Origin of the sequence: Citrobacter sp. wls714 (assembly GCF_005281025.1) — a bacterium.
GTDB classification, from domain to species: Bacteria; Pseudomonadota; Gammaproteobacteria; order Enterobacterales; family Enterobacteriaceae; genus Citrobacter; species Citrobacter werkmanii.
This window is the reverse complement of the sequence record NZ_SZWZ01000039.1, coordinates 1-24,532: the sequence shown is the minus strand read 5'-3', so window position 1 is coordinate 24,532 and position 24,532 is coordinate 1. Positions and strand designations below refer to the sequence as shown.

The following is a 24,532-nucleotide window of genomic DNA, read 5'->3' as shown; positions in this document are numbered from 1 at the left end:
TTCACTCCTGATGGCAGGTCGGGAGTATTAATCCGCAACGGCGTGCCGGGAAAATGAGCAGACAGGTGCCTCGTTCATCATAATGATGAACTTGCACATGTAATTTCATGGATGAGATTTACAGATATCAGTTTCTGAACAAATAAAGTCGTAGTCTGAGCACCAAAAATAGTTCTTTCGTATTAGATGATATAGTCAGAAAGAAACTTTTCTGCAATGTCCAGATATTAAAAATATATGATGACATTTTTCACCGAAAAGAGTTAAACGTTTCGATAAATAGGCTTTATTTATAACTTGCTGTAATCATTGCTTTTATTATTTATTGTTAATAATAAACAACAGTAATAATAATGCTATTTCGTAGAGTGGAAAATATAGGGCGGGAGTACTTGAAGTTTTATTCTATTAGGCTACTCCTTGCCTGCGGATTGGAGGTTGTATTTTTAGCTGAACGATTCAGCAATGGAATCTATAATTACTATGAATGTATAATGCGACTTTCAATAACTAAAAAATAAAGGCCAGTCATCATGGTGATAGACTGGCCACAAAGAAAAGAAGGTTATCGCCCGGCATTTTTCATAATACGTGCTTTATCCACCTGCCATTCACGTTCTTTCACATCGGAGCGCTTGTCGTGTTGTTTCTTACCTTTTGCGACGCCGATTTTCACTTTACACCAGGCGTTCTTCCAGTACAGCGAAAGTGCTACCACGGTATAACCATCACGATTCATGCGACCATACAAAGAGTCGAGTTCGCGCTGGTTTAACAGTAGTTTACGGGTACGGGTGGGATCGCATACCACGTGTGTTGAAGCAACGGCCATCGGTGTGAAGTTGGCGCCAAACAGGAACGCTTCGCCGTCTTTGAGTATAACGTAGCTATCGCCGATGTTGGCTTTACCTGCGCGCAAGGATTTGACTTCCCAGCCCTGCAGAGCGAGTCCTGCTTCGAACTCTTCTTCGATAAAGTATTCGTGTCGTGCGCGTTTGTTAAGCGCGATTGTGGCTGAGCCAGGTTTGTGTGCTTTTTTCTTCGTCATAATGCCGCTCAGTATAGGTAATCTGGAATCGAAAAACACCCCATTTCATCCAGCGGGGCGCAAGGCGCTATCTTAGCACGAGTTGGGCTATAGCGTTTTTTTTAGCGAGTGATAAATGGTATTATTTGTGTGATTGATATTGATGGAAATTGTTATGCCTCAGATTAGCCGGACCGCTTTAGTACCTTACAGTGCGGAGCAGATGTATCAGTTAGTGAATGATGTTAAATCCTATCCCCAGTTTTTACCGGGGTGCACCGGTAGCCGCGTACTGGAGTCGACTCCGGGACAAATGACGGCCGCTGTGGACGTCTCTAAAGCAGGGATTAGCAAAACGTTCACCACGCGTAACCAACTGACCAGTAATCAGAGCATCCTGATGCATCTGGTCGATGGACCGTTTAAAAAACTGATTGGCGGCTGGAAATTTACGCCGTTAAGCCAGGACGCGTGCCGCATTGAGTTTCATCTCGATTTTGAGTTCACGAATAAACTCATCGAGCTGGCGTTTGGCCGCATCTTTAAAGAGCTGGCTTCGAATATGGTGCAGGCTTTCACCGTTCGCGCGAAAGAGGTTTACAGTGTCAGCGTCGGCTAAAATTGTCGTTGAAGTGGCATACGCGCTGCCTGAAAAACAGTATTTACAGCGCGTAACGCTGCAGCAGGGCGCTACGGTGGAAGAGGCTATCCGCGCTTCCGGGTTGCTGGAATTACGTAATGATATCGATCTCAGCAAAAATAAAGTGGGCATCTACAGCCGTCCGGTAAAGCTTGCTGATGTTCTGCATGACGGCGAGCGGGTGGAAATTTATCGGCCGTTGATTGCCGATCCCAAAGAGCTGCGCAGGCAGCGAGCAGAGAAATCCGCTAAAAAATAACAGACAATAAAAAAGGTGCTCATTGAGCACCTTTTTTTAATCTCTCAAACCTACTTGTTGTCGGTCAGGGCAGGTTTGTTATCAATGTTGGTCAATACGCCGCTGCTGTTAAAGGTCAGCGTCAGCGTTTGCTGAGTTACGCCTTCGTGTCCAGGTTGCTGACGGAACACATAGAACCAGGTGTTAGTGCCAAAAGGATCGGACATCATCGGGGTACCCAGAGCATAAGCAACCTGCTGTTGCGTCATGCCTGTACGCACTTTGGCGACATCGGTCGGTGTCAGATAATTTCCCTGGTTGATGTCAGGGCGGTAAACCACTCGCTCCAGAGTGGAACAGCCTGCAGTCAACATCAGTAGTACTGCTGCAGCAGCAGTCAGCGTTTTACAGCGCATAGTGATTTGATTCCTTTTCGGGCCCGAGCAGTACGCGGCTCATATGTAATATGCCGATGATAATAGACCTTTCACCACTTTAAAACCTTTTGCTGTCGGGTCGGTCGGCGATTTTATGTTGAACTCAGACCTTCACAAGGGAAAAAAGTTTATGCTGCCAGCAGTTCTTTTGCGTTTGCGAGGGTATTGCGTGTGACTTCGCTTCCGCCAAGTAAGCGGGCTAACTCCTGCAGACGTGCGCGTTTATCAAGCGGCTGCATGTGTGTTTCCGTCATTGCGCCGTCAGTTTCTTTGCTGACATAGAAATGTTGATGACCACAACCAGCAACCTGCGGCAGGTGCGTTACGCACATTACCTGGGTTGATTCTCCCAACTGCCGCAGCATTTTGCCCACGACCGCCGCAGTCGGACCGCTGATGCCGACATCAACCTCATCGAAAATCAGCGCTGGGGTTTCCATTTTACGTGCGGTAATAACCTGAATAGCCAGAGCGATGCGCGACAGCTCGCCGCCGGAAGCAACTTTCGCGATCGGTTGTAACGGCTGACCCGGGTTAGTGGTAACTTTAAACTCCACGCGGTCAGCACCGTCTGCGCTCAGATGATGCTCCTCAAATTTTACATCAATGCAAAAGAGACCATGTGGCATCGAAAGGGTATGCATACTCTCGGTAATGAGTTGCCCCAGTTCCTGGGCGTAATGCTGGCGCTGTTGGTGCAACCTTTTTGCTGTTTCCAGCGCCTGCTGATGGTGATTGTTCACCGCCAGGGTTAAGGTTTCGAGCGAGTCGGCCTGATCGTCAAGTTGCTGCTGTTCATCTAACAAAGACTGATAGAACTGCGGCAGCGCTTCCGGAGAGACGTGATGCTTACGTGCCAACGAGATTTGCTTTGAAATACGCTGCTCAAGTTCGAACAAACGGTTAGGGTCTAAATCCAGACGATCGCAATAGTGGCGCAGTTCATCGCTGGCTTCGCTGAGCTGAATGGTTGCCTCTTCCAGCATATCGAGGATACCGGAAAGTTTGCCGTCCATGCCTGCCAGTTCGGTGACCAGGTGCTTTGCGGTGTACAGCTGGCTCTGCAGATTGATGTCTTCGCCATCCGCGAGGATAGCCAGAGCCTGCTGGCTGGTGGTGAGCAATTGCCCGCTGTTAGCCAGACGCTTGTACTCTTCATCAATTTGCTCAAACTCGCCCGGCTGTGGGTTGAATTCGTTCAATTCTTTTAGCTGATATTGCAACAGTTCCGCCCGTGCTGCGCGCTCCTGGCTTTGTTGCTGATGATGCGCCAGATCGCGGCAGCTTTGGTGCCATAGCTGATAGCGCGCGGTCATTTCCTGGGTCAGGGACGCTTCATTGGCGTAACCATCAAGCAGGAATTTTTGGTGTTCGGATTTTGTCAGAAGCTGGTGTGCGTGCTGACCGTGGATTTGAATCAGCAACTGGCCCAGCTCACGAAGCTGTGATAGCGGAACGGCGGTACCGTTAATAAAGCCACGGGAGCGGCCGTCGCTGCTGATAACGCGACGCAGCAAGCACTCACGGCCGTCTTCAAGCTGGTTCTCTTCCAGCCAGCGCAGGGCTGCTGGGGTGTCTTTTAAGGCGAAACGGGCACAGAGGTCGGCTCGCGCAGCGCCTGCGCGCACCATGTCGGCTTCTGCGCGCCCGCCCAGGCACAAACCGAGAGCATCAATGGCAATGGACTTACCCGCACCTGTCTCACCGGTGATGACGGTCATGCCGTTCTGGAAATCGATCTCAAGTTCACGAACGATAGCAAAATTGCTGATGGTCAGTTGTGCCAACATAGCTGTTTTCCTGTATGAAAAACCATAACTGTAATTACATACAGTATAAACTGGTTTTTTATACAGTAAAGAGGTTGGCGTTAAATTAGAATAATTTTTTTGACCAGCCCAGCTTGGTACTTAATGTATTGAAATAGCTGTAATCTTTTGGATGTATCAGGTTCAGATGATAATCACAGCGGCGGATCAATACGTCTTCACCTTCCTGTATCGGCAGGGCGATTTGGCTGTCGCAGCTGATCTCCAGATCGCTACGGCGATGAGAAAAGCGCAGGCGAATTGTGCTGCTACTGTTGATCACCAGCGGGCGCGCAGAAAGCGTATGCGGGAACATCGGCACCAGCGTAATGGCATCCAGGGAAGGCGTCAGAATTGGGCCTCCGGCAGAGAGCGAGTAGGCGGTAGAGCCGGTAGGCGTAGAGATAATTAGCCCGTCGGAACGCTGAGAGAAGGCAAAGATTTCATCGATATACACTTCGAACTCAATCATATGCGCCACTTTGCCTGGATGCAGCACCACTTCGTTGATCGCGGTGCTGATGCGCTTTTGGCAATCCTGTTGGCATACCTGGGCTTCGAGTAAAAAGCGTTTTTCGCTGATGTAGTGGCCTTCCAGTACGTCAGCTAACTGTTGGTGGGCATTGTCTGGATCAAGGTCGGTGAGGAAACCGAGGTTACCGCGGTTAATTCCGATAACCTTGATGTCATAACGTGCAAGGGTGCGCGCAGCGCCCAGCATATTGCCGTCGCCGCCGACGACTACGGCGAGGTCTGCCTGCTGGCCAATCTCCGCGAGCGTACCGGTTTTCACATTTTTCAGCTGTAGCTCGTGCGCGATTTGTTGCTCCACGATAACCTCATAACCTTTGGCGCACAGCCAGCGGTAGAGCATTTCATGTGTTGTCAGTGCAGTGGGGTGACGTGGATGCCCCACAATGCCAATACACTTGAAATGATTGTTCATTTTCTCGAGGTCCTTGTAACGAAGATTAGTGACAATGTGAGTACTTCCCTTGAAACCCTGAATCTTATCCCCATAATAATCCAGGTTAGCGAGATGAATGCGAAAAAAACGCGGAGAAATTCATGAGTAGTAAAGAACAGAAAACGCCTGAGGGGCAAGCCCCGGAAGAAATTATCATGGATCAGCACGAAGAAGTTGAGGCGGTTGAACCAGACGCTTCTGCTGAGCAGGTGGATCCGCGCGATGAAAAAATTGCGAATCTGGAAGCTCAGCTTGCTGAAGCCGAAACTCGCGAGCGCGACAGCGTGTTGCGTATCAAAGCGGAAATGGAAAACCTGCGTCGTCGTACCGAACTGGATGTAGAAAAAGCGCATAAATTTGCGCTGGAAAAATTCGTCAACGAGCTGCTGCCGGTGCTGGACAGTCTGGATCGTGCGCTGGAAGTGGCGGACAAAGACAATGATGCGATGGCACCAATGATTGAAGGTATTGAGCTGACGCGTAAGTCAATGCTGGATGTGGTGGCGAAGTTTGGTGTGCAGGTGGTTGCGGATATCGATGTGCCGATGGACCCGAACGTGCATCAGGCCATTGCAATGGTAGAGTCTGACGACGTTGCCGCCGGTAATGTGCTGATGGTAATGCAGAAAGGCTATACCCTGAACGGACGTACCATCCGTGCGGCGATGGTCTCCGTGGCGAAAGCCAAAGGCTAATCAGCCCTGGGCCGGGTAATGCTGATGCGCTACCCGGCCCGGACTATGCTCACTGGTCCGCTACACTCTCGCGCAGTGGTGTAACCGGCAACACCTGTACCTGTTTAATCATATTGTCCTGCACGTCGAGAATATCGATATCGTACTGCCCAATACGCACTCGTGTGCCAGCTACCGGGATCTCTTCCAGCGCTTCAAGAATAATACCGTTCACGGTACGTGCGTCATCCTCCGGCAGGTGCCAGTTAAACGCCTTATTGATTTCACGAACGTTGGCGCTGCCGTCAATGATCACTGAGCCATCATTCTGCGGCGTCACCTCTTCAGCAAGCGTCGGTGACATTGATGTGGTGAAATCGCCGACAATCTCTTCCAGAATATCTTCGACCGTGACCAGCCCCTGAATATCGCCATATTCATTGACCACCAGACCCACTTTCTTCTTATTGCGCTGAAATTTAATGAGCTGGGTGCTGAGGGGCGTACCTTCCGGGACGTAATAAATTTCGTCGGCCGCGCGTAACATGGTCTCTTTGGTGAACTCTTTTTTCTCCGCCATTAATCGCCAGGCTTCGCGTACGCGCAGCATACTGATGGCATCGTCGAGTGAGTCGCGGTACAGCACGATGCGGCCGTGAGGGGAGTGCGAAAGCTGGCGCACGATTGATTTCCAGTCGTCGTTAATATCAATGCCGATGATTTCACTGCGCGGCACCATGATGTCATCGACGCTGACTTTTTCCAGATCCAGCACGGACAGCAGCATATCCTGATTACGACGCGAGATTTGGGAGCGCGATTCATTGACCAGCGTTCGCAGTTCATCTTTACTCAGCGAACCGCTCACCACGATATCCGTTTTGATACCCATCATGCGCATCAGCAGGCGGGTGATGGTATTAAGCAACCACACCAGCGGCATCATGATGATTTGCAGGGGAGCCAGCAAAAAACTGCTCGGGTAGGCGACTTTTTCTGGATACAGCGCGGCAATGGTCTTTGGCAGTACTTCGGCAAAAACCAGCACCACAAACGTTAGCACCCCGGTAGCGATGGCGACGCCGGCATCGCCATACAGGCGCATACCGACAATAGTGCCAAGCGCGGAGGCCAGAATATTCACCAGGTTATTCCCGATCAGTACCAGGCTTATCAGGCGATCCGGTTTGCGAAGTAACTTTTCAACGCGTTTTGCCTGACGATTACCCTGCTTGGCCCGATGCCGCAGACGATAGCGATTCAGGGTCATCATTCCGGTTTCAGAACCGGAAAAATAGGCGGAAATGACCACCATGATGAGAAGCGTGACAATGAGCGTGGTGGTGGAGATGTGTTCCACGTAGGGTTCCTTAAAGATTTAACTCACGAACTGCTGCAGTATACGGCTGCCGAAATAGGCCAGCGTCAGAATGACTGCGCCTGCGACGTTAAACCATACGACGCGACGTCCGCGCCAGCCTTCATGGTAATGCCCCCACAACAGAACGATATAGACAAACCATGCCACGATAGAAAGAACGGCTTTATCAATATTCTCAGTACTGAACAGGTTATGCATGTAAAACAGGCCAGTACACAGAGTGAGCGTCAGCAGAACCACGCCGATCTGGGTGATATGAAACATTTTCCGCTCAATGCTCATCAGTGGCGGCATTTCATTGCTGAACGCCAGTTTTTTGTTTTTCAACTGATAGTCGATCCACGCCAGTTGTAACGCATACAGTGCGGCAATAATCAGCGTGGCGTAAGCAAACAGCGATAATCCGATGTGAATCATCATGCCCGGTGTCGCTTCGAGATGGGTGATGAACTCGTTAGGCATAAACGTCGCGAAGGCGAGGTTGATCAGCGCAAAGGCGTAGACAATGGGCAGTAATAGCCAGCCACGGTTGCGGGAAGCGACGATAGTCATTACCGTGCAGATCATCAGGCTAACCAGCGAGCCGACGTTCAACAGGCTCAGGTTTTGTCCGCTTTCACCGCCGGGCAGGATACGCGCTTCCAGGGCAATAGCATGGCTTACCAGCGCGACGACCGCAGAAAGAATAGCCATACGCCGCCAGCCGCTGTTTTTTTGCAGCAGGGCGGGAATAATCAGCGCAAGGCTGACTGAGTAGGCGACAAGGGCGAGCAGAGCAAAAACGGGCATATTAGGTGTCGACAGTTGGCCAGTGATAAAGAAAAGCAGTATAGCGTTACGTGACCGCTGCTCCAACCGTTGCATAACAACAAAGGCGGCTTCATGTTATACTGCGACAAATTTCTGTTGATGTGTCGCTGTCGCGACCGACCGTTTCCACCCCAGGCGAGAGACAATGTTTGATAATTTAACCGATCGTTTGTCGCGCACGCTGCGCAATATCAGTGGCCGTGGACGCCTTACTGAAGACAACGTTAAAGAGACGCTGCGCGAAGTGCGCATGGCGCTGCTGGAGGCTGACGTAGCGCTGCCGGTAGTGCGTGAGTTTATCAATCGCGTAAAAGAGAAAGCGGTTGGTCATGAAGTTAACAAAAGCCTGACGCCGGGTCAGGAATTCGTCAAGATTGTCCGTAACGAGCTGGTTGCGGCAATGGGCGAAGAAAACCAGACCCTGAATCTGGCTGCTCAGCCGCCTGCCGTCGTGCTGATGGCGGGCTTGCAGGGGGCGGGTAAAACCACCAGCGTCGGTAAGCTGGGGAAATTCCTGCGTGAGAAGCACAAGAAGAAAGTTCTGGTGGTCTCCGCGGACGTTTATCGCCCGGCGGCGATTAAACAGCTGGAAACGCTGGCCGAGCAGGTCGGTGTGGACTTCTTCCCGTCGGATGTCGGTCAAAAACCGGTCGATATCGCCAACGCCGCGCTGAAAGAAGCCAAACTCAAATTCTACGACGTGCTGCTGGTGGATACCGCCGGTCGTCTGCACGTTGACGAAGCGATGATGGACGAAATCAAACAGGTCCACGCTTCTATCAAGCCGGTAGAAACGCTGTTTGTTGTCGATGCGATGACCGGCCAGGATGCCGCGAATACCGCAAAAGCCTTTAACGAAGCGCTGCCGTTAACCGGCGTGGTGCTGACCAAAGTTGATGGTGATGCGCGGGGCGGTGCGGCGCTCTCTATTCGTCATATCACCGGCAAGCCGATTAAATTCCTCGGTGTCGGCGAGAAAACCGAAGCGCTGGAGCCTTTCCACCCGGATCGTATTGCTTCACGTATTCTCGGCATGGGCGACGTGCTGTCGCTGATCGAAGATATCGAAAGCAAAGTTGACCGCGCGCAGGCAGAGAAATTAGCCAGCAAGCTGAAAAAAGGCGACGGCTTCGATCTCAACGATTTCCTTGAGCAGCTCAAGCAGATGAAAAACATGGGCGGTATGGCAAGCCTGATGGGCAAACTGCCGGGCATGGGTCAGATCCCTGACAATGTGAAATCGCAGATGGACGATAAAGTACTGGTGCGTATGGAAGCCATCATCAACTCAATGACGATGAAAGAACGCGCTAAGCCGGAAATCATCAAAGGTTCCCGTAAACGCCGTATTGCTACCGGCTGCGGTATGCAGGTACAGGACGTTAACCGCCTTCTGAAACAGTTCGACGACATGCAGCGCATGATGAAGAAAATGAAGAAGGGCGGGATGGCGAAGATGATGCGGAGTATGAAGGGGATGATGCCGCCAGGCTTCCCGGGTCGCTAATTTCCCGGCCTGGCTCACTTGCTACTTCGGCACCGGGGTGTGCTCGCCATCCTCACGTACTGTGTGTACGCTGCGGTGGCTGCGCGCACGCCGGCACCGAACTCGCTGCGCCGCCGACGGCCTTCTACAGCAGAGTTATTAACTGTTGATTGCTTTTTTCCCAGAAATCAGTAAAATTTTCGGGCTTTTAATATGACACCGGGTCCCTTCCCTCGATGGGGCCCGGTGTTTTATTCACACAAGAGGATGTTATGGTTACTATTCGTTTAGCTCGTCACGGCGCTAAAAAGCGTCCGTTCTACCAGGTTGTTGTCACCGACAGCCGTAATGCACGCAACGGTCGCTTCATCGAGCGCGTTGGCTTCTTTAACCCAATCGCTAGCGAAAAAGAAGAAGGCACTCGCCTGGATCTGGATCGCATCGCTCACTGGGTTGGCCAGGGCGCGACTATTTCTGATCGCGTAGCTACGCTGATCAAAGCAGCAAACAAAGCAGCTTAATCTGTCACGGTGGTCATGATGAGCAAGCAACTCGCCGCGCAGGCTCCTGTGGAACCCATCGTTTTGGGGAAAATGGGGTCTTCTTACGGTATTCGTGGTTGGCTCAGAGTGTTTTCTTCCACTGAAGACGCCGAAAGCATTTTTGACTATCAGCCCTGGTTTATCCAGAAGGCGGGTCAGTGGCAGCAAGTACAGCTGGAAAGCTGGAAGCACCACAATCAGGATCTGATCATCAAGCTGAAAGGCGTTGACGATCGTGATTCGGCGAATCTACTGACCAATTGTGAAATTGTCGTGGATTCCTCGCAGTTGCCAGCGCTGGAAGATGGTTCCTACTACTGGAAAGACCTTATGGGCTGCCAGGTAGTGACCACCGAAGGCTACGATCTCGGTAAAGTCGTCGATATGATGGAAACCGGTTCGAATGACGTCATCGTCATCAAGGCAAACCTGAAAGATGCGTTTGGTATCAAGGAACGTCTTGTACCGTTCCTCGATGGGCAGGTTATCAAGAAAGTCGATCTCGCTACTCGTACTATCGAAGTAGATTGGGATCCTGGTTTTTAAACCACCGGATAAACGGTAAAAGTCGGCGTTATGGGGATTGGCTTGTGTTTATAGGTATCGTTAGCCTGTTTCCTGAAATGTTCCGCGCAATTACCGATTACGGGGTAACTGGCCGGGCAGTAAAAAATGGCCTGCTGAACATCCAGAGCTGGAGTCCTCGAGACTTTACTCATGACCGGCACCGTACCGTGGACGATCGTCCTTACGGCGGCGGACCGGGGATGTTAATGATGGTGCAACCCTTACGGGACGCCATTCATGCAGCAAAAGCTGCGGCTGGTGAAGGCGCAAAGGTGATTTATCTGTCACCTCAGGGACGCAAGCTTGATCAAGCGGGCGTCAGCGAACTGGCCACGAATCAAAAGCTGATTCTGGTGTGTGGTCGCTATGAAGGTATCGATGAGCGCGTGATTCAAACCGAAATTGATGAAGAATGGTCAATCGGCGATTACGTCCTCAGTGGTGGTGAGTTACCGGCAATGACGCTGATCGACTCCGTTTCCCGGTTTATTCCGGGGGTTCTGGGTCATGAAGCATCAGCAATCGAAGATTCGTTTGCTGACGGGTTGCTGGACTGTCCACACTATACCCGACCTGAAGTGTTAGAGCAGATGGAAGTACCGGCAGTATTACTGTCGGGGAACCACGCTGAGATACGTCGCTGGCGTTTGAAACAGTCGCTGGGCCGGACCTGGCTTAGAAGACCTGAACTTCTGGAAAACCTGGCTCTGACTGAAGAGCAAGCAAGGTTGCTGGCGGAGTTCAAAAAGGAACACGCACAACAGCAACATAAACATGATGGGCAGGCGTAAGCCCCCAATATCAGTTTACCCAGGATAAGAGATTAAATTATGAGCAACATTATTAAGCAACTTGAACAAGAACAGATGAAGCAGGACGTACCTTCCTTCCGTCCGGGTGATACCGTGGAAGTGAAAGTATGGGTTGTTGAAGGTTCCAAAAAACGTCTGCAGGCATTTGAGGGCGTGGTTATCGCTATTCGTAGCCGCGGTCTGCACTCTGCATTCACTGTTCGTAAAATTTCCAACGGCGAAGGCGTTGAGCGTGTCTTCCAGACTCACTCTCCGGTAGTTGACAGCATTGCTGTTAAACGTCGTGGTGCTGTTCGTAAAGCTAAACTGTACTACCTGCGTGAGCGCACTGGTAAGTCTGCTCGTATCAAAGAGCGTCTTAACTAAGATTCGCGCAAGCGACATCCTGTTAGAAAAGGGCTGGCCGAAAGGCTGGCCCTTTTTTTATCGCGATATTTATTTATGGGAACAGACTGACTGCCGGGGGATTTTACATTACTCTCTGGATACAGTCAGCCGGGAATGATTACGGTGTGGCGATCACTACCGCGACACGGCGGTTTTCAGCACGACCTTTTGAGGTCTGGTTACTGGCGATAGGGTATTTCTTCCCGAGTCCCTGGGTGGTCAGATTGGTACGGGGAATATTAGCGCCTTGTGCCCAGGCATCGGCCACGACATTTGCGCGTTTGAGCGACAGAGCTTCGTTGTAGCTGTCTTCGCCGTAGTTATCCGTATGACCGTCCAGACGTGCATGGTTTAGCCCGGTAGCAGCCAGTTTGGATGCCATTTCCTGAATCTGCTTTTCACTTTCCGGACGGAGCTTATAGTCGTTTTTATCAAACAGGATATTGTCAGAAAGGCCAAGAGACCAGTCTCCTGAAACTTCGCTAAATCCGTACGATTTCATAGCTGCAATTTGCTCCGGGGTAAATTTTCCCTGAGGTGCCTGACAGCCTGCCACGATCAGTAAAAGCAGAAAAAACGGTGAAAATAGACGTTTTAACATGTGTGTAATTCCTTATTTAATAATGCGTTCAGAACGCAAATGTTTGGCCTGATACATATTTTGATCGGCAAGTTCTTGTAATTTCTCGGCAGAGGCATGTTCCCACGTCAGCGCAAAGCCAATGCTGAGTGTCATGCTTGCCAGATGACCATTGTGCAGGTCAAAAGGTCGGTTAAACGCTTGCGACAGTGCGGCACAGATACGCTGAACTTCGTATTCTGAGTGAACGCTATACAGCACCATGGCAAACTCATCGCCGCCAAGCCTGTAGGGGTGATGTCGATCACCTCCAAACTCGGCCAGCCTTTTTGCAACTTCAATCAGGACACGGTCGCCCGCTGCGTGGCCCCAGGTATCGTTAATAAATTTAAAATTATCACCATCAAGGAATAGCAATGCAGAACTGCTGCGGGCAGCATCGTCGTTCATCAGGGCGTTAATGCTGCTGCGAAATGCGGCGCGATTTGCCAGTCCTGTCAGAGGATCATGTAACGCGGTACGCAAAAGCTGAGCGTTCTTTGCCTGCAACCGAAGTTGCCATTCCTCCATTTCGTCCAGTAGGCTATTGAAATCCTGGGCAAAAAGATGAAATTCTTCGATACGTTCTTCTGAAACACGTCGTGAAAAGTTACGGTTGGTACGGACATCATGTACCACCTCGGTTATATTTTGCAGGGCTTCTACTACGCCATTGTGCAAATAGCGAGTGAGCATTAATGCAATGCCTGATGCCAGCAGAATGCATCCGGTAAGAACGGCCAGCGACAGATAAATGAAATGGCTGATCACGCTATCGCGGGCAGTCAGGCGCACTTCACCAATCACGCTGCCATTGTGCAAAATGGGCTGTGTGACCGGTTGCGGAAACAGCCAGTGGCTGATCAGACCGCTGATCTTTTCAGTGGTGTCCTGCGCGTCATAGCGCCAGGTGGCAATCACGTTCTGATTTTTATTACGCACTTCCGCTACGGAAAACTGCCCTTGTTGCCCTAGCGCCGCCAGTGTTTCTGTGGCCGCAACACTGTCAGAAAAGACTAATGCAGCTTCAAGTGTCCGAGTCATAGTGGCTGCGGTCAGGTCCAGGTTCTTTTGCGCATACTGTCTTAATGCCAGCACGGAGGAAATGCTAAGCAGTAGCCAGATCAACGTCATGGTGACCAGGACGCTGATTATGCTGATACGCCGTAATGTCCGCTTAAACGTCGGGCGTGTTATGGGAGAATGGCCCTTATCCATGCTTTTTATTCCGTGCAAGCATCAATACGTCTGGACTGACCCTTACGCCACTGCGTGAAAGGGAATCCATATTTACGGAAAATCTCACATCTTCATCTTTAATTATGAGGCAAAAGGCACTGCCAATAACGCATTCGGGATTCTGTTCAGCGATTAATAACAGTGCCTTTGTCGGATATTTATTCTTTAATTCCACCTGATAACCAGGGGATTCTTTTCCAAAATAAAAACCATCACACTGCGCAACTAATATTTCTTGTTCCGTACGAATGATGACGGGAAGATAGGGTAAAGCACCAGTACTGGTATCTACCAGTACACTGGAAAAACGCGATGAAGAGAAAATACACAGTTTTGGTGGCCCGGAAAGTGAAGGCCAGTGTGTATAACTGACGATGCCGGAAACCATCGCGCGTACAGATTTTGCTTCTTCCGTAACGCTCTGGGCGTACAGCGGTAATCCGGTCAGGAGCAGTGCCAGTAGAAGTATGAGTCGGTAAGAATAGCTCATGAATAGTTACCTACCAGCGGTTGCCGTAAAGCGTCGAAATACACTCAAGATTGTTTGAGACAAAATAACATTATTTTCCTAAGTCGTCATTATTCCGGGTATAAAGCTATTGATAATTTAAGTTAAATCTTATGTGCTTATAAAATATAAGCTATTGTTTAATTTAATCTTATAGAGGCATTAGCTTCGTTTTCCCCTTTTTGCCAGGCGTTGTGTAACTGGTCAACATTTTCGACCGTATCGCAACTTGGGGGAAAGGTTTTCCCGGCCAGACCCCTGGCGTAAACAAAATCCTGCTGGCAGGTTTTACGTTGTCCCTCGGCGTAACCCTTAAGATATTCCGTACGATCGACTTCTGGATCATTGTAATTGTCGGCAAGAATTTCATTATCTTTAACCGCATAGCCTGAAATGGCATCGCGTATCCCGGCATCGTACCAGTCGGTTCCTGTCCAGGTAGGAGCGTGAGTGTAGGGATCTATCTGACAGCCGCTCAGAAGTAGTATCAATAAGGTGCTGATGAGTTGCTTCATTGCCTGTTCTCCCGCGTTTTTTTAAGCATAGTGGATCTGATATTGGGTGGGTGTAAATTTAAATATACATGCAGATGGGCTTTATTTAGTGCTTAATAGCATGATGTAAAGTAAAATTTACGGATTATGGATTGAAATCTTTACCTGTTGTGATATCGTTATTTCCTCCTCGCTGAGGATCAACTATCGCAAACGAGCTAAACAGGATCACCATCATGCAAAAAGACGCGCTGAACAACGTACATATTACCGACGAACAGGTTCTGATGACTCCGGAGCAGCTGAAAGCTGAATTTCCGCTGAGCCAGGCGCAAGAGGCGCAAATCGCCCAGTCGCGTAAAACCATTTCAGATATTATCTCCGGTCGAGATCCGCGTCTGCTGGTGGTATGTGGTCCGTGCTCCATTCACGATCCTGAAATGGCAATTGAGTACGCTCGTCGATTTAAAGCCCTTGCCGCAGAGGTAAGCGATAACCTCTACCTGGTGATGCGCGTCTATTTTGAAAAACCCCGTACTACCGTTGGTTGGAAAGGGTTAATTAACGATCCTCATATGGATGGCTCTTTTGATGTTGAAGCAGGACTGAAAATTGCGCGTCAGCTGCTGCTTGAACTGGTAAATATGGGACTTCCGCTGGCAACTGAAGCTCTGGATCCTAATAGCCCGCAGTACCTGGGCGATCTGTTTAGCTGGTCAGCAATCGGTGCGCGTACCACGGAATCACAGACTCACCGTGAAATGGCTTCTGGTCTTTCGATGCCGGTTGGCTTTAAGAACGGCACTGACGGCAGCCTGGCCACCGCTATCAACGCCATGCGTGCCGCGGCGCAGTCACACCGTTTTGTCGGTATTAACCAGGCAGGGCAGGTAGCGCTGCTGCAAACTCAGGGCAATCCGGACGGTCATGTGATCCTGCGTGGCGGCAAAGCGCCGAACTACAGCCCGGCAGATGTTGCCCAATGCGAAAAAGAGATGGAGCAGGCGGGACTAAGACCTTCCCTGATGGTAGATTGCAGTCATGGTAACTCCAATAAAGATTACCGCCGTCAGCCTGCCGTGGCTGAATCCGTGATTGCGCAAATCAAAGATGGCAATCGCTCGATCATTGGTTTGATGATTGAAAGTAATATTCATGAAGGCAACCAGTCTTCCGAACAGCCGCGCAGCGCAATGAAATACGGTGTGTCCGTAACCGATGCGTGCATTAGCTGGGAAATGACGGATGCGCTGCTGCGTGAAATTAGCCAGGATTTAAACGGCCAGCTGTCGGCGCGTGTAGCATAAGAGGTTGGTTATGGTTGCTGAATTGACCGCATTACGCGATCAAATTGATGAAGTCGACAAGGCGCTGCTGGATTTGCTGGCACGCCGCCTGGAGCTGGTTGCTGAAGTCGGTGAAGTAAAAAGCCGCTTTGGGCTGCCGATCTACGTGCCGGAGCGGGAGGCCTCTATGTTGGCTTCACGCCGTGCGGAAGCGGAAGCCCTTGGTGTACCGCCGGATCTGATTGAAGATGTGCTGCGCCGGGTTATGCGCGAGTCCTACTCCAGTGAAAATGACAAAGGATTTAAAACTCTTTGTCCTTCTCTGCGACCGGTGGTGATCGTCGGCGGCGGTGGTCAGATGGGGCGTCTTTTCGAAAAAATGCTCACTCTGTCAGGTTATCAGGTGCGGATCCTGGAACAGCAGGACTGGGATCGCGCGCCGGAGATCGTCTCTGATGCAGGCATGGTGATCGTCAGCGTGCCGATCCACGTCACCGAGCAGGTGATCGCCAAATTACCGCGTCTGCCGTCTGACTGTATTCTGGTCGATTTGGCATCGGTGAAAAATGGTCCTTTACAGGCGATGCTGGCAGCGCACGATGGTCCGGTGGTGGGGTTACATCCCATGTTTGGTCCGGACAGCGGCAGTCTGGCAAAACAGGTGGTTGTCTGGTGTGATGGACGTCAGCCGGAAGCCTATCAGTGGTTCCTGGAACAGATTCAGGTCTGGGGCGCGCGGCTGCATCGGATCAGCGCCGTTGAACACGACCAGAATATGGCGTTTATTCAGGCCTTGCGTCACTTTGCGACCTTTGCCTATGGTCTGCATCTGGCGGAAGAAAACGTGCAACTGGAACAATTGCTGGCGCTCTCCTCGCCGATTTACCGCCTTGAGCTGGCGATGGTTGGACGCCTGTTTGCCCAGGATCCGCAGCTTTATGCTGATATCATTATGTCGTCTGAGAGCAACCTTGCGCTGATCAAACGCTACTATCAACGTTTTGGTGAGGCGATTGGTTTACTGGAGCAGGGCGATAAGCAAGCGTTTATCGACAGCTTCCGCAAGGTGGAGCACTGGTTTGGCGATTATGCGAAACGCTTCCAGAGCGAAAGCCGTACGCTGTTGCGTCAGGCGAATGACAGCCGTCCTTAAGTAAGATGCCGGATAAGCCTGGCGCCATCCGGCATTGTCACGTTAACTCGGATCGACCGGCACCACGTTCTCACTCGGGTAACATCCCAGCACCTTCATCGAACGCGTAATCTCCCCCAATTCCTTTAACGCTTTTTGCATTTGGGGGGATTCCAGATTGGCCTGGATATCAAGATAAAACATCTCTTCCCATGGATTGCCGTGAATCGGGCGTGACTCCAGTTTAGTCATAATCAGATTATGGTTGCGCAGTACCAGCAGCGCTTCAACCAGCGCACCGGCCTGTTGGCCTGTTGCCATCAGCAGCGTGGTTTTCGCCGGAACCTGGTCGGAAACATTGATAGCCTTGCGTGCCAGTACCACAAAGCGGGTGATGTTTTGTGTCTGGTTAGCTTCGATATGCTCGAGAACCTGCAAACCATACAGTACGCCTCCGGCTTCGCTCCCCAGTGCGGCTACGCGCGGTGAGTTAGCTTGTGCAACTTTTTCCATTGCCGCTGAGGTGCTTTCGGTGTACTCAATCTTCCAGTGTGGGTAACGGCTCAGGAACTTGCTGCACTGTTGGAACGGCTGCGGGTGGCTGTATACCGTATCAATGGTCTCGAGATCGGTTGTGCCGGATACCAGTACGCAGTGGTCAATCGTAATAGTCATCTCGCCAACGATAGACAGACTGGTGTGCTGCAGCAGGTCGTAGACGTCGTTAATCCCACCGGAGCTGGTGTTTTCAATCGGGACGACCGCATAGTCAGCTTGTCCGGTTTCGACCTGATTAAAGATATCGGCAAATTTCGCGCAACCGCTTTCAATGAATTGTTCAAAATGACGGGCAGCATACTGACGTGCGGCGAGGTGTGAGTATGAGCCTTTTGGTCCAAGGAAGGCGACGCGCGCGGAATGCGGGTTAATTTTGTTCAGGTGTTGCTGGAGCAGTGCCTGCTGAGTCAGGACGGAGTCTTCGATAATCAGTTGGAACAGGCGGGTGATATAGTGCGCGTCGAGATGATGCGCTTTGCCAAGCTGAATCAGTCGGTCTAACAGATCGCGTTCGCGGTCGATATCACGTACCGGACGATGTGAAAGCAGTTTAGCTTTACCGACTTCTACGGCCAGCCCACGCCGTTCAGCCAGCAGGGCCAGTAATTTTTCATCCAGCGAACTGATTTTATCGCGCAGCGCCAGCAATGGGTTTTCCGATGTCATAGTGTTGCCTTTCTTGTTATCAATAAAAAAGGCCCCCCGTTGTGGGAGGCCTTATTGTTCGTCTTCGCATTCTTTATCACACGACGAAACGCCTCCCATTCAGGGGAAGGAAAAAAAGAATGCGAAGAAGAACGGGACAAGTTTCATGTAATTTTCCTTTGGCTACGTCAGTAAAGTACCCGTACTGTTTTCACCCTGTCAACAAAAAACGCGCCCGAAGGCGCGTTGGCGATACACTCAATGTAAGGGACTACTCTTCTTCTGCTTCGACGAAGTTGGCGTCTTTGACTGAAGTTGTTGCACGACGGGCTTCGCCTTTGTGCTGCACTTTATTGAGCTGCCGTTCCAGCTTGTTGATCAAATCGTTAATTGCGGTGTACATATCCTCGTGTTTTGCGCTGGCGACCAGATGTCCGTTCGGTGTATTGATGGTAGCATCAGCAATGAAACCCTGTGGCTCCTTAGACAGAATGATATGTGGATTAATCAGATGAGTTTGCCATTTTTCAAGTTTGGCGAGACGGTCTGCGACATGCTGGCGAATTGCCGGAGTAATTTCCATTTGTTTACTGGTAATGTTCATTGTCATAAATTTTACCTCTTGTCTTTCCCGTCTTGGTGATTCCAGCATACCGTTCCTAATGTCAAAATGTGTGATTTAAATCACATTATTTTGTCGCTTTTTGTCAAGAAAACCTTTTTGTGAGGCACCGCAGGAACAAGCGATTTTTTACTTGAGGAATAGCAGAAAGCAGGCCATATTTGATGAGATGCGTCGGAGCTAAACCGCTTCAGTTATGGCGTGGCTGCCGTTTTGCATTCTGAGGTAAATCAGGTATTACTGCTGTTGGCGGCAATGATTTTCGCTACTTTTTCTGCCTGCGCATTCATTTGCATCTGGCGATAAGCGTTTTCCATCAACGGCAGAGCATCACGCGTTGCCTGGGTATCCGGGTAGTCGCGCAGCATGCCTTCCACACGGTTTACCACCGCCACCCATGCGCCACGGGCAGTGTAATATTCCGCAACGGAGTATTCATACTTCGCCAGACGATCTTTCAGGAACACCAGACGTTTAGTGGCATCAGTGGTGTACTGGCTGTTCGGATAGCCACGTACCAGTTTGGAAAAGTCATTAAACGCAGCTCGGGCATGTTGTGGATCGCGATCGCTGCGATCAACCCCAAAGAATCCTTGCAGTGCGCTATCATCCAACGCCATATTGGTCAGGCCACGCATATACATGACATAATCAATGTTAGGGTGTGTCGGATTAAGACGAATAAAACGATCGATGGCAGCCTGAGCAAGTGGCAGATCGGCGTTTTTGTAGTAGGCGTAGATGAGATCTAATTGCACCTGCTGAGAATACGGTCCAAATGGATAACGGTTATCCAACGCTTCCAATTGCGTTATTGCCTGTTTCCAGTTACCGTCCTGCAGCTTTTGCTGAGCAGTCGCGTAGATTTCATTTGGCGGATTATCGGGCACCTCTTCCTTTGAACCAGAGCAACCCGCCAAAAACAGGCTCAACGTGGCTGCTGCCACCAGATATTTCATGCGCGTCATGACGTTTTGACTTTCCTCAAAATGTTTTACGGGAGATTCTCTGTTCCTGCTCCCGGTTAAGACCAGCTACAATAGCACACTATATTAAACGGCAAAGCCGTAAAACCCAACGTTAAACAAAGAAGCAGTTTATGGCACAACGAGTAGAACTCACCGCAACAGTCTCCGAAAATCAGCTCGGTCAACGCTTAGATCAGGCTTTGGCCGAATTGTTCCCTGATTATTCGCGATCGCGCATAAAAGAATGGATCCTCGACCAGCGCGTGCTGGTAAATGGCAATCTTTGCGATAAACCGAAAGAAAAAGTGTTGGGTGGAGAGCAGGTCTCCATCAATGCAGAAATTGACGAAGAGGTTCGTTTTGAGCCTCAGGATATCCCGCTGGATATCGTGTATGAAGATGACGATATTCTTGTTATCAACAAACCGCGTGACCTCGTGGTGCATCCGGGTGCAGGCAATCCTGATGGCACGGTTTTGAATGCGTTGCTGCATTACTACCCGCCAATTGCAGATGTTCCTCGTGCGGGTATCGTCCATCGACTGGACAAAGACACGACCGGATTAATGGTGGTGGCAAAAACCGTTCCGGCGCAAACGCGTCTGGTGGAGTCATTACAGCTGCGTGAAATTACCCGTGAGTACGAAGCCGTGGCGATTGGTCATATGACAGCGGGCGGAACCGTTGAAGAGCCGATTAGCCGTCACCCGACCAAGCGTACACACATGGCGGTACACCCGATGGGTAAACCGGCGGTGACGCACTATCGCATTATGGAACACTTCCGTGTGCACACGCGTCTGCGGTTGCGTCTGGAAACCGGACGAACGCACCAGATCCGCGTGCACATGGCGCATATTACCCATCCGCTGGTGGGCGATCAGGTCTACGGCGGCCGTCCGCGTCCACCGAAAGGCGCTTCTGACGAATTTATTTCCGTATTGCGTAAGTTCGACCGTCAGGCGCTGCACGCGACCATGCTGCGTCTGTATCACCCGATTTCCGGTATCGAAATGGAATGGCATGCGCCAATTCCGCAAGATATGGTGGAACTGATTGAAGTGATGCGCGCTGATTTCGAAGAACATAAGGATGATATTGCCTGGTTATGAGTAAGCTAATTGTCCCGCAGTGGCCGCTACCGCAAGGTGTTGCGGCATGTAGTTCTACCCGTATTGGCGGTATCAGTATGCCGCCTTATGATTCGCTGAATCTGGGCGCCCATTGCGGCGATAACCCGGAGCATGTCGAAGAGAACCGCAAACGACTGTTTGCTGCGGGCAATCTGCCTTCAAAGCCAGTCTGGCTGGAACAGGTCCACGGTAAGGACGTCCTGAAACTGACGGGCGAGCCGTACTCATCCAAACGTGCGGATGCGTCATACAGCAATACGCCGGGCACGGTGTGTGCGGTGATGACGGCGGACTGTCTGCCCGTATTATTTTGTAATCGTGCAGGTACGGAAGTCGCGGCGGCCCATGCGGGTTGGCGCGGATTATGCGCTGGCGTGCTGGAAGAGACGGTAGCGTGTTTTGCCGACAAACCTGAAAATATTATTGCCTGGCTAGGCCCGGCGATTGGCCCGAACGCGTTCGAAGTGGGGCCAGAAGTCCGCACAGCGTTTATGGCGAAAGATTCGCAGGCAGACTTCGCATTTGTACCGCGCGCAGACAAATATCTGGCGGATATCTACCAGCTTGCGCGCCAGCGTCTGGCAAATGTTGGCGTGACGCACCTCTATGGCGGTGACCGTTGCACCTTCAGCGAAAGTGAGACTTTCTTCTCTTATCGTCGCGACAATACCACGGGGCGTATGGCAAGTTTTATTTGGCTGATATAACCTAAAGAATCAAGACGATCCGGTACGTGTAATTTTCTTTTCACATAATTCAGGTCATTCACCTTGAATAATTGAGGGATGACCTCATTTAATCTCCAGTAGCAATTTTGACCTGTTATGGGAGGAGTTATGCGTCTGGATCGTCTTACTAATAAATTCCAGCTTGCTCTTGCCGATGCCCAGTCACTTGCATTGGGGCACGACAATCAATTCATCGAACCACTTCATCTAATGAGCGCCTTGCTGAATCAGGAAGGGGGATCGGTACGTCCTTTATTAACCTCTGCTGGCATTAATGCCGGCCAGTTACGTACAGCCATTGACCAGGCGCTGAGCCGCTTGCCGCAGGTAGAAGGCACCGGCGGTGATGTGCAGCCTTCTCAGGATCTGGTGCGCGTACTGAATCTTTGCGACAAGCTGGCGCAAAAACGAGGGGACAACTTTATTTCGTCAGAACTGTTCGTTCTGGCGGCGCTTGAGTCACGCGGTACGCTGACCGATTTATTAAAATCAGCAGGGGTGACGACCGCCAATATCACTCAGGCAATTGAACAAATGCGTGGAGGTGAAAGCGTGAATGATCAGGGAGCTGAAGACCAACGTCAGGCCTTGAAAAAATATACCGTCGATCTGACCGAACGCGCCGAACAGGGCAAACTCGATCCGGTTATCGGTCGTGATGAAGAAATTCGCCGCACCATTCAGGTGCTGCAACGTCGTACTAAAAATAACCCGGTGTTGATTGGTGAACCTGGCGTCGGTAAAACTGCCATCGTTGAAGGGCTGGCGCAGCGTATTATCAACGGCGAAGTGCCGGAAGGCTTAAAAGGCCGCCGCGTACTGGCGCTGGATATGGGCGCGCTGGTGGCCGGGGCGAAATATCGTGGCGAGTTTGAAGAACGTTTAAAAGGTGTGCTGAACGATCTCTCTAAACAAGAAGGCAACGTCATTTTGTTTATTGATGAGCTGCACACCATGGTTGGCGCGGGTAAAGCCGATGGCGCCATGGACGCCGGGAACATGCTGAAACCGGCGCTGGCGCGTGGGGAACTGCACTGCGTAGGCGCAACCACGCTCGATGAATATCGTCAGTACATCGAAAAAGATGCGGCGCTGGAACGTCGTTTCCAGAAAGTGTTTGTGGCTGAACCTTCAGTAGAAGACACCATCGCCATTTTGCGTGGTCTGAAAGAGCGTTATGAGCTGCACCACCATGTGCAGATCACTGACCCGGCAATTGTGGCGGCAGCGACGCTGTCTCACCGCTATATTGCCGACCGTCAGTTGCCGGATAAAGCTATCGACCTAATCGATGAAGCGGCATCCAGCATTCGTATGCAGATTGACTCCAAGCCGGAAGAACTGGACAGACTCGACCGCCGTATTATCCAGCTCAAACTGGAACAGCAGGCATTAATGAAAGAGTCTGATGAGGCGAGTAAAAAGCGTCTCGATATGCTCAACGAAGAACTGGACGACAAAGAGCGCCAGTATTCTGAGTTGGAAGAAGAGTGGAAAGCGGAAAAAGCCTCGCTATCTGGTACTCAGACGATTAAGGCTGAGCTGGAGCAGGCGAAGATTGCCATTGAGCAGGCGCGTCGTGTGGGCGATCTGGCGCGGATGTCCGAGCTGCAGTACGGTAAAATTCCGGAGCTGGAAAAACAGCTGGAAGCCGCTACCCAGTCGGAAGGTAAAACTATGCGTCTGTTGCGTAACAAAGTGACCGATGCAGAAATTGCTGAAGTGCTGGCGCGTTGGACGGGGATCCCGGTTGCCCGCATGCTGGAAGGCGAACGGGAAAAACTGTTGCGTATGGAGCAGGAGTTGCACAGCCGTGTGATTGGCCAGAACGAAGCGGTTGAAGCGGTATCTAACGCGATTCGCCGTAGCCGTGCTGGGCTGTCTGACCCGAACCGTCCGATTGGTTCATTCCTGTTCCTTGGGCCGACCGGTGTCGGTAAAACTGAACTGTGTAAAGCGCTGGCAAACTTTATGTTCGACAGTGACGATGCAATGGTGCGTATCGATATGTCCGAGTTTATGGAGAAACACTCGGTGTCTCGTCTGGTCGGTGCGCCTCCGGGATATGTCGGCTACGAAGAGGGCGGTTATCTCACTGAAGCAGTGCGCCGTCGTCCTTACTCTGTCATCCTGCTGGATGAAGTGGAGAAAGCGCATCCGGATGTGTTCAACATTCTGCTGCAAGTGCTTGACGATGGTCGTCTGACTGACGGGCAAGGGAGAACGGTCGACTTCCGTAATACGGTGGTCATCATGACTTCGAACCTGGGGTCCGATCTGATCCAGGAACGTTTTGGCGAGCTTGATTACAGCCACATGAAGGATATGGTGCTGGGCGTTGTGAGCCATAACTTCCGTCCGGAATTTATCAACCGTATAGATGAGGTTGTGGTATTCCATCCGTTGGGTGAGCAGCACATTGCTTCTATTGCTCAGATCCAACTGCAGCGTCTGTATAAACGTCTGGAAGAGCGTGGCTATGAAATCCATATCTCTGACGAAGCGCTCAAACTGCTGAGCGCGAATGGTTACGATCCGGTATATGGCGCGCGTCCATTGAAACGCGCTATCCAGCAACAGATCGAAAACCCGCTGGCGCAGCAAATTTTGTCTGGGGAGCTGATTCCTGGCAAAGCCATTCGCCTGGAAGTGAACGACGACCGTATCGTGGCAGTGCAGTAAGTCACAAAACGACAATAAACGAGCCCTGCGGGGCTCGTTTTTGTTTAAAAACCAGGCAAAAATAGAAGGGTTGAGTAAAAAGTAATCGTTTGATAAGTTTTTTGTATTTTTAACTTGTCAGCCTGAAATAACTCCCTATAAT

Annotated in this window: 27 protein-coding genes and 1 other annotated feature; of the genes, 13 read left to right on the top strand and 14 right to left on the bottom strand. The window is 50.8% G+C overall.

Features of this window, described 5'->3' with window-relative positions; translation table 11 throughout:
* Positions 1-565: 565 nt before the first annotated feature.
* Positions 566-1,048, bottom strand: coding sequence for an SsrA-binding protein SmpB (smpB, locus tag FDX11_RS10130; protein ID WP_043017973.1), 483 nt, complete (start codon positions 1,046-1,048; stop codon positions 566-568).
* A 154-nt stretch (positions 1,049-1,202) separates the two neighbouring features.
* On the opposite strand from smpB, the gene ratA reads away from it, so the two are divergent.
* Both ratA and FDX11_RS10120 read left to right on the top strand, forming a co-directional pair.
* Positions 1,203-1,646, top strand: a complete 444-nt coding sequence (ratA, locus tag FDX11_RS10125; RefSeq protein ID WP_038642770.1) for a type II toxin-antitoxin system toxin RatA — start codon at positions 1,203-1,205, stop codon at positions 1,644-1,646.
* Positions 1,630-1,926 (top strand): RnfH family protein, encoded by a 297-nt coding sequence (locus tag FDX11_RS10120; RefSeq protein ID WP_137365388.1) that lies wholly within the window; start codon positions 1,630-1,632, stop codon positions 1,924-1,926. Before ratA ends, FDX11_RS10120 begins: the two co-directional genes overlap by 17 nt.
* A 50-nt stretch (positions 1,927-1,976) precedes the next feature.
* Here FDX11_RS10120 and bamE read toward each other — a convergent pair whose 3' ends face one another.
* The 3 genes from bamE to nadK all read right to left on the bottom strand — a co-directional run bounded on the left by bamE (position 1,977) and on the right by nadK (position 5,096).
* The gene (gene bamE, locus FDX11_RS10115; RefSeq protein WP_003826401.1) at positions 1,977-2,321 is read right to left on the bottom strand and encodes an outer membrane protein assembly factor BamE; all 345 of its coding nucleotides are present in this window, start codon (positions 2,319-2,321) and stop codon (positions 1,977-1,979) included.
* A gap of 149 nt (positions 2,322-2,470) precedes the next feature.
* On the bottom strand, positions 2,471-4,132 hold the full coding sequence (recN, locus tag FDX11_RS10110) for a DNA repair protein RecN (protein ID WP_137349536.1): 1,662 nt from the start codon (positions 4,130-4,132) through the stop codon (positions 2,471-2,473).
* A gap of 85 nt (positions 4,133-4,217) precedes the next feature.
* On the bottom strand, positions 4,218-5,096 hold the full coding sequence (gene nadK, locus FDX11_RS10105; protein WP_042313284.1) for an NAD(+) kinase: 879 nt from the start codon (positions 5,094-5,096) through the stop codon (positions 4,218-4,220).
* A 122-nt stretch (positions 5,097-5,218) separates the two neighbouring features.
* Here nadK and grpE point away from each other — a divergent pair, with 122 nt between their 5' ends.
* On the top strand, positions 5,219-5,812 hold the full coding sequence (gene grpE, locus FDX11_RS10100) for a nucleotide exchange factor GrpE (protein ID WP_038642760.1): 594 nt from the start codon (positions 5,219-5,221) through the stop codon (positions 5,810-5,812).
* 49 nt (positions 5,813-5,861) lie between these two features.
* Here grpE and FDX11_RS10095 read toward each other — a convergent pair whose 3' ends face one another.
* A complete protein-coding gene (locus tag FDX11_RS10095) occupies positions 5,862-7,151 on the bottom strand; it encodes an HlyC/CorC family transporter (RefSeq protein WP_137349537.1) in 1,290 nt (429 codons plus the stop codon).
* 18 nt (positions 7,152-7,169) lie between these two features.
* Positions 7,170-7,961, bottom strand: coding sequence for an inner membrane protein YpjD (locus FDX11_RS10090; protein ID WP_042313291.1), 792 nt, complete (start codon positions 7,959-7,961; stop codon positions 7,170-7,172).
* Positions 7,962-8,127: 166 nt separating this feature from the next.
* Between FDX11_RS10090 and ffh the strand changes: the two genes are divergently transcribed.
* The 5 genes from ffh (at position 8,128) to rplS (ending at position 11,755) form a co-directional block, all read left to right on the top strand.
* A complete protein-coding gene (gene ffh / locus FDX11_RS10085) occupies positions 8,128-9,489 on the top strand; it encodes a signal recognition particle protein (protein WP_137397841.1) in 1,362 nt (453 codons plus the stop codon).
* Between the two features lie 251 nt (positions 9,490-9,740).
* Positions 9,741-9,989 carry a 30S ribosomal protein S16 gene (gene rpsP, locus FDX11_RS10080; RefSeq protein WP_003031228.1) on the top strand — a complete coding sequence of 83 codons (249 nt, stop codon included), beginning with the start codon at positions 9,741-9,743 and terminating at the stop codon, positions 9,987-9,989.
* An 18-nt stretch (positions 9,990-10,007) separates the two neighbouring features.
* Positions 10,008-10,556 carry a ribosome maturation factor RimM gene (gene rimM, locus FDX11_RS10075; protein WP_003031230.1) on the top strand — a complete coding sequence of 183 codons (549 nt, stop codon included), beginning with the start codon at positions 10,008-10,010 and terminating at the stop codon, positions 10,554-10,556.
* Between the two features lie 44 nt (positions 10,557-10,600).
* Complete coding sequence (trmD, locus tag FDX11_RS10070; RefSeq protein ID WP_003031232.1) at positions 10,601-11,368, top strand: tRNA (guanosine(37)-N1)-methyltransferase TrmD; 768 nt, start codon at positions 10,601-10,603, stop codon at positions 11,366-11,368.
* A 39-nt stretch (positions 11,369-11,407) separates the two neighbouring features.
* Positions 11,408-11,755: a 50S ribosomal protein L19 gene (gene rplS / locus FDX11_RS10065; RefSeq protein ID WP_006687325.1), complete on the top strand. Its 348-nt coding sequence runs from the start codon at positions 11,408-11,410 to the stop codon at positions 11,753-11,755.
* Positions 11,756-11,894: 139 nt separating this feature from the next.
* On the opposite strand, the gene FDX11_RS10060 is transcribed toward rplS, so the two are convergent.
* The 4 genes from FDX11_RS10060 to FDX11_RS10045 form a co-directional block, all read right to left on the bottom strand.
* Entirely contained in the window at positions 11,895-12,377 is a 483-nt protein-coding gene (locus FDX11_RS10060) for an OmpA family protein (RefSeq protein WP_038642755.1), read from the bottom strand.
* 12 nt (positions 12,378-12,389) lie between these two features.
* Positions 12,390-13,613, bottom strand: coding sequence for a diguanylate cyclase DgcN (gene dgcN / locus FDX11_RS10055; RefSeq protein WP_042313293.1), 1,224 nt, complete (start codon positions 13,611-13,613; stop codon positions 12,390-12,392).
* Positions 13,606-14,124 (bottom strand): YfiR family protein, encoded by a 519-nt coding sequence (locus FDX11_RS10050; RefSeq protein ID WP_042313295.1) that lies wholly within the window; start codon positions 14,122-14,124, stop codon positions 13,606-13,608. Before FDX11_RS10050 ends, dgcN begins: the two co-directional genes overlap by 8 nt.
* A gap of 158 nt (positions 14,125-14,282) precedes the next feature.
* Positions 14,283-14,657, bottom strand: coding sequence for a DUF2799 domain-containing protein (locus tag FDX11_RS10045; protein ID WP_042313298.1), 375 nt, complete (start codon positions 14,655-14,657; stop codon positions 14,283-14,285).
* A 215-nt stretch (positions 14,658-14,872) separates the two neighbouring features.
* Here FDX11_RS10045 and aroF point away from each other — a divergent pair, with 215 nt between their 5' ends.
* Together aroF and tyrA are read left to right on the top strand one after the other, a co-directional pair.
* On the top strand, positions 14,873-15,943 hold the full coding sequence (gene aroF / locus FDX11_RS10040; protein ID WP_042313300.1) for a 3-deoxy-7-phosphoheptulonate synthase AroF: 1,071 nt from the start codon (positions 14,873-14,875) through the stop codon (positions 15,941-15,943).
* Between the two features lie 10 nt (positions 15,944-15,953).
* Positions 15,954-17,075 (top strand): bifunctional chorismate mutase/prephenate dehydrogenase, encoded by a 1,122-nt coding sequence (tyrA, locus tag FDX11_RS10035; RefSeq protein ID WP_003826456.1) that lies wholly within the window; start codon positions 15,954-15,956, stop codon positions 17,073-17,075.
* Positions 17,076-17,117: 42 nt separating this feature from the next.
* On the opposite strand, the gene pheA is transcribed toward tyrA, so the two are convergent.
* The 4 genes from pheA to bamD all read right to left on the bottom strand — a co-directional run bounded on the left by pheA (position 17,118) and on the right by bamD (position 19,847).
* Positions 17,118-18,278, bottom strand: a complete 1,161-nt coding sequence (gene pheA / locus FDX11_RS10030; protein ID WP_038642743.1) for a bifunctional chorismate mutase/prephenate dehydratase — start codon at positions 18,276-18,278, stop codon at positions 17,118-17,120.
* Positions 18,279-18,300: 22 nt separating this feature from the next.
* Positions 18,301-18,426, bottom strand: a sequence feature (Phe leader region).
* Positions 18,378-18,425, bottom strand: coding sequence for a pheA operon leader peptide PheL (pheL, locus tag FDX11_RS25255; RefSeq protein WP_212734561.1), 48 nt, complete (start codon positions 18,423-18,425; stop codon positions 18,378-18,380). Its footprint overlaps the feature before it by 48 nt.
* Before the next feature lie 102 nt (positions 18,427-18,528).
* On the bottom strand, positions 18,529-18,867 hold the full coding sequence (gene raiA / locus FDX11_RS10025) for a ribosome-associated translation inhibitor RaiA (protein WP_003031244.1): 339 nt from the start codon (positions 18,865-18,867) through the stop codon (positions 18,529-18,531).
* A 242-nt stretch (positions 18,868-19,109) separates the two neighbouring features.
* Entirely contained in the window at positions 19,110-19,847 is a 738-nt protein-coding gene (gene bamD / locus FDX11_RS10020) for an outer membrane protein assembly factor BamD (RefSeq protein WP_005130417.1), read from the bottom strand.
* 131 nt (positions 19,848-19,978) lie between these two features.
* Here bamD and rluD point away from each other — a divergent pair, with 131 nt between their 5' ends.
* The 3 genes from rluD (at position 19,979) to clpB (ending at position 24,390) form a co-directional block, all read left to right on the top strand.
* Positions 19,979-20,959 (top strand): 23S rRNA pseudouridine(1911/1915/1917) synthase RluD, encoded by a 981-nt coding sequence (gene rluD, locus FDX11_RS10015; RefSeq protein ID WP_042313304.1) that lies wholly within the window; start codon positions 19,979-19,981, stop codon positions 20,957-20,959.
* Complete coding sequence (gene yfiH, locus FDX11_RS10010; RefSeq protein WP_137397840.1) at positions 20,956-21,687, top strand: purine nucleoside phosphorylase YfiH; 732 nt, start codon at positions 20,956-20,958, stop codon at positions 21,685-21,687. Before rluD ends, yfiH begins: the two co-directional genes overlap by 4 nt.
* 129 nt (positions 21,688-21,816) lie before the next feature.
* Entirely contained in the window at positions 21,817-24,390 is a 2,574-nt protein-coding gene (gene clpB / locus FDX11_RS10005) for an ATP-dependent chaperone ClpB (protein WP_042313309.1), read from the top strand.
* Positions 24,391-24,532 lie beyond the last annotated feature (142 nt).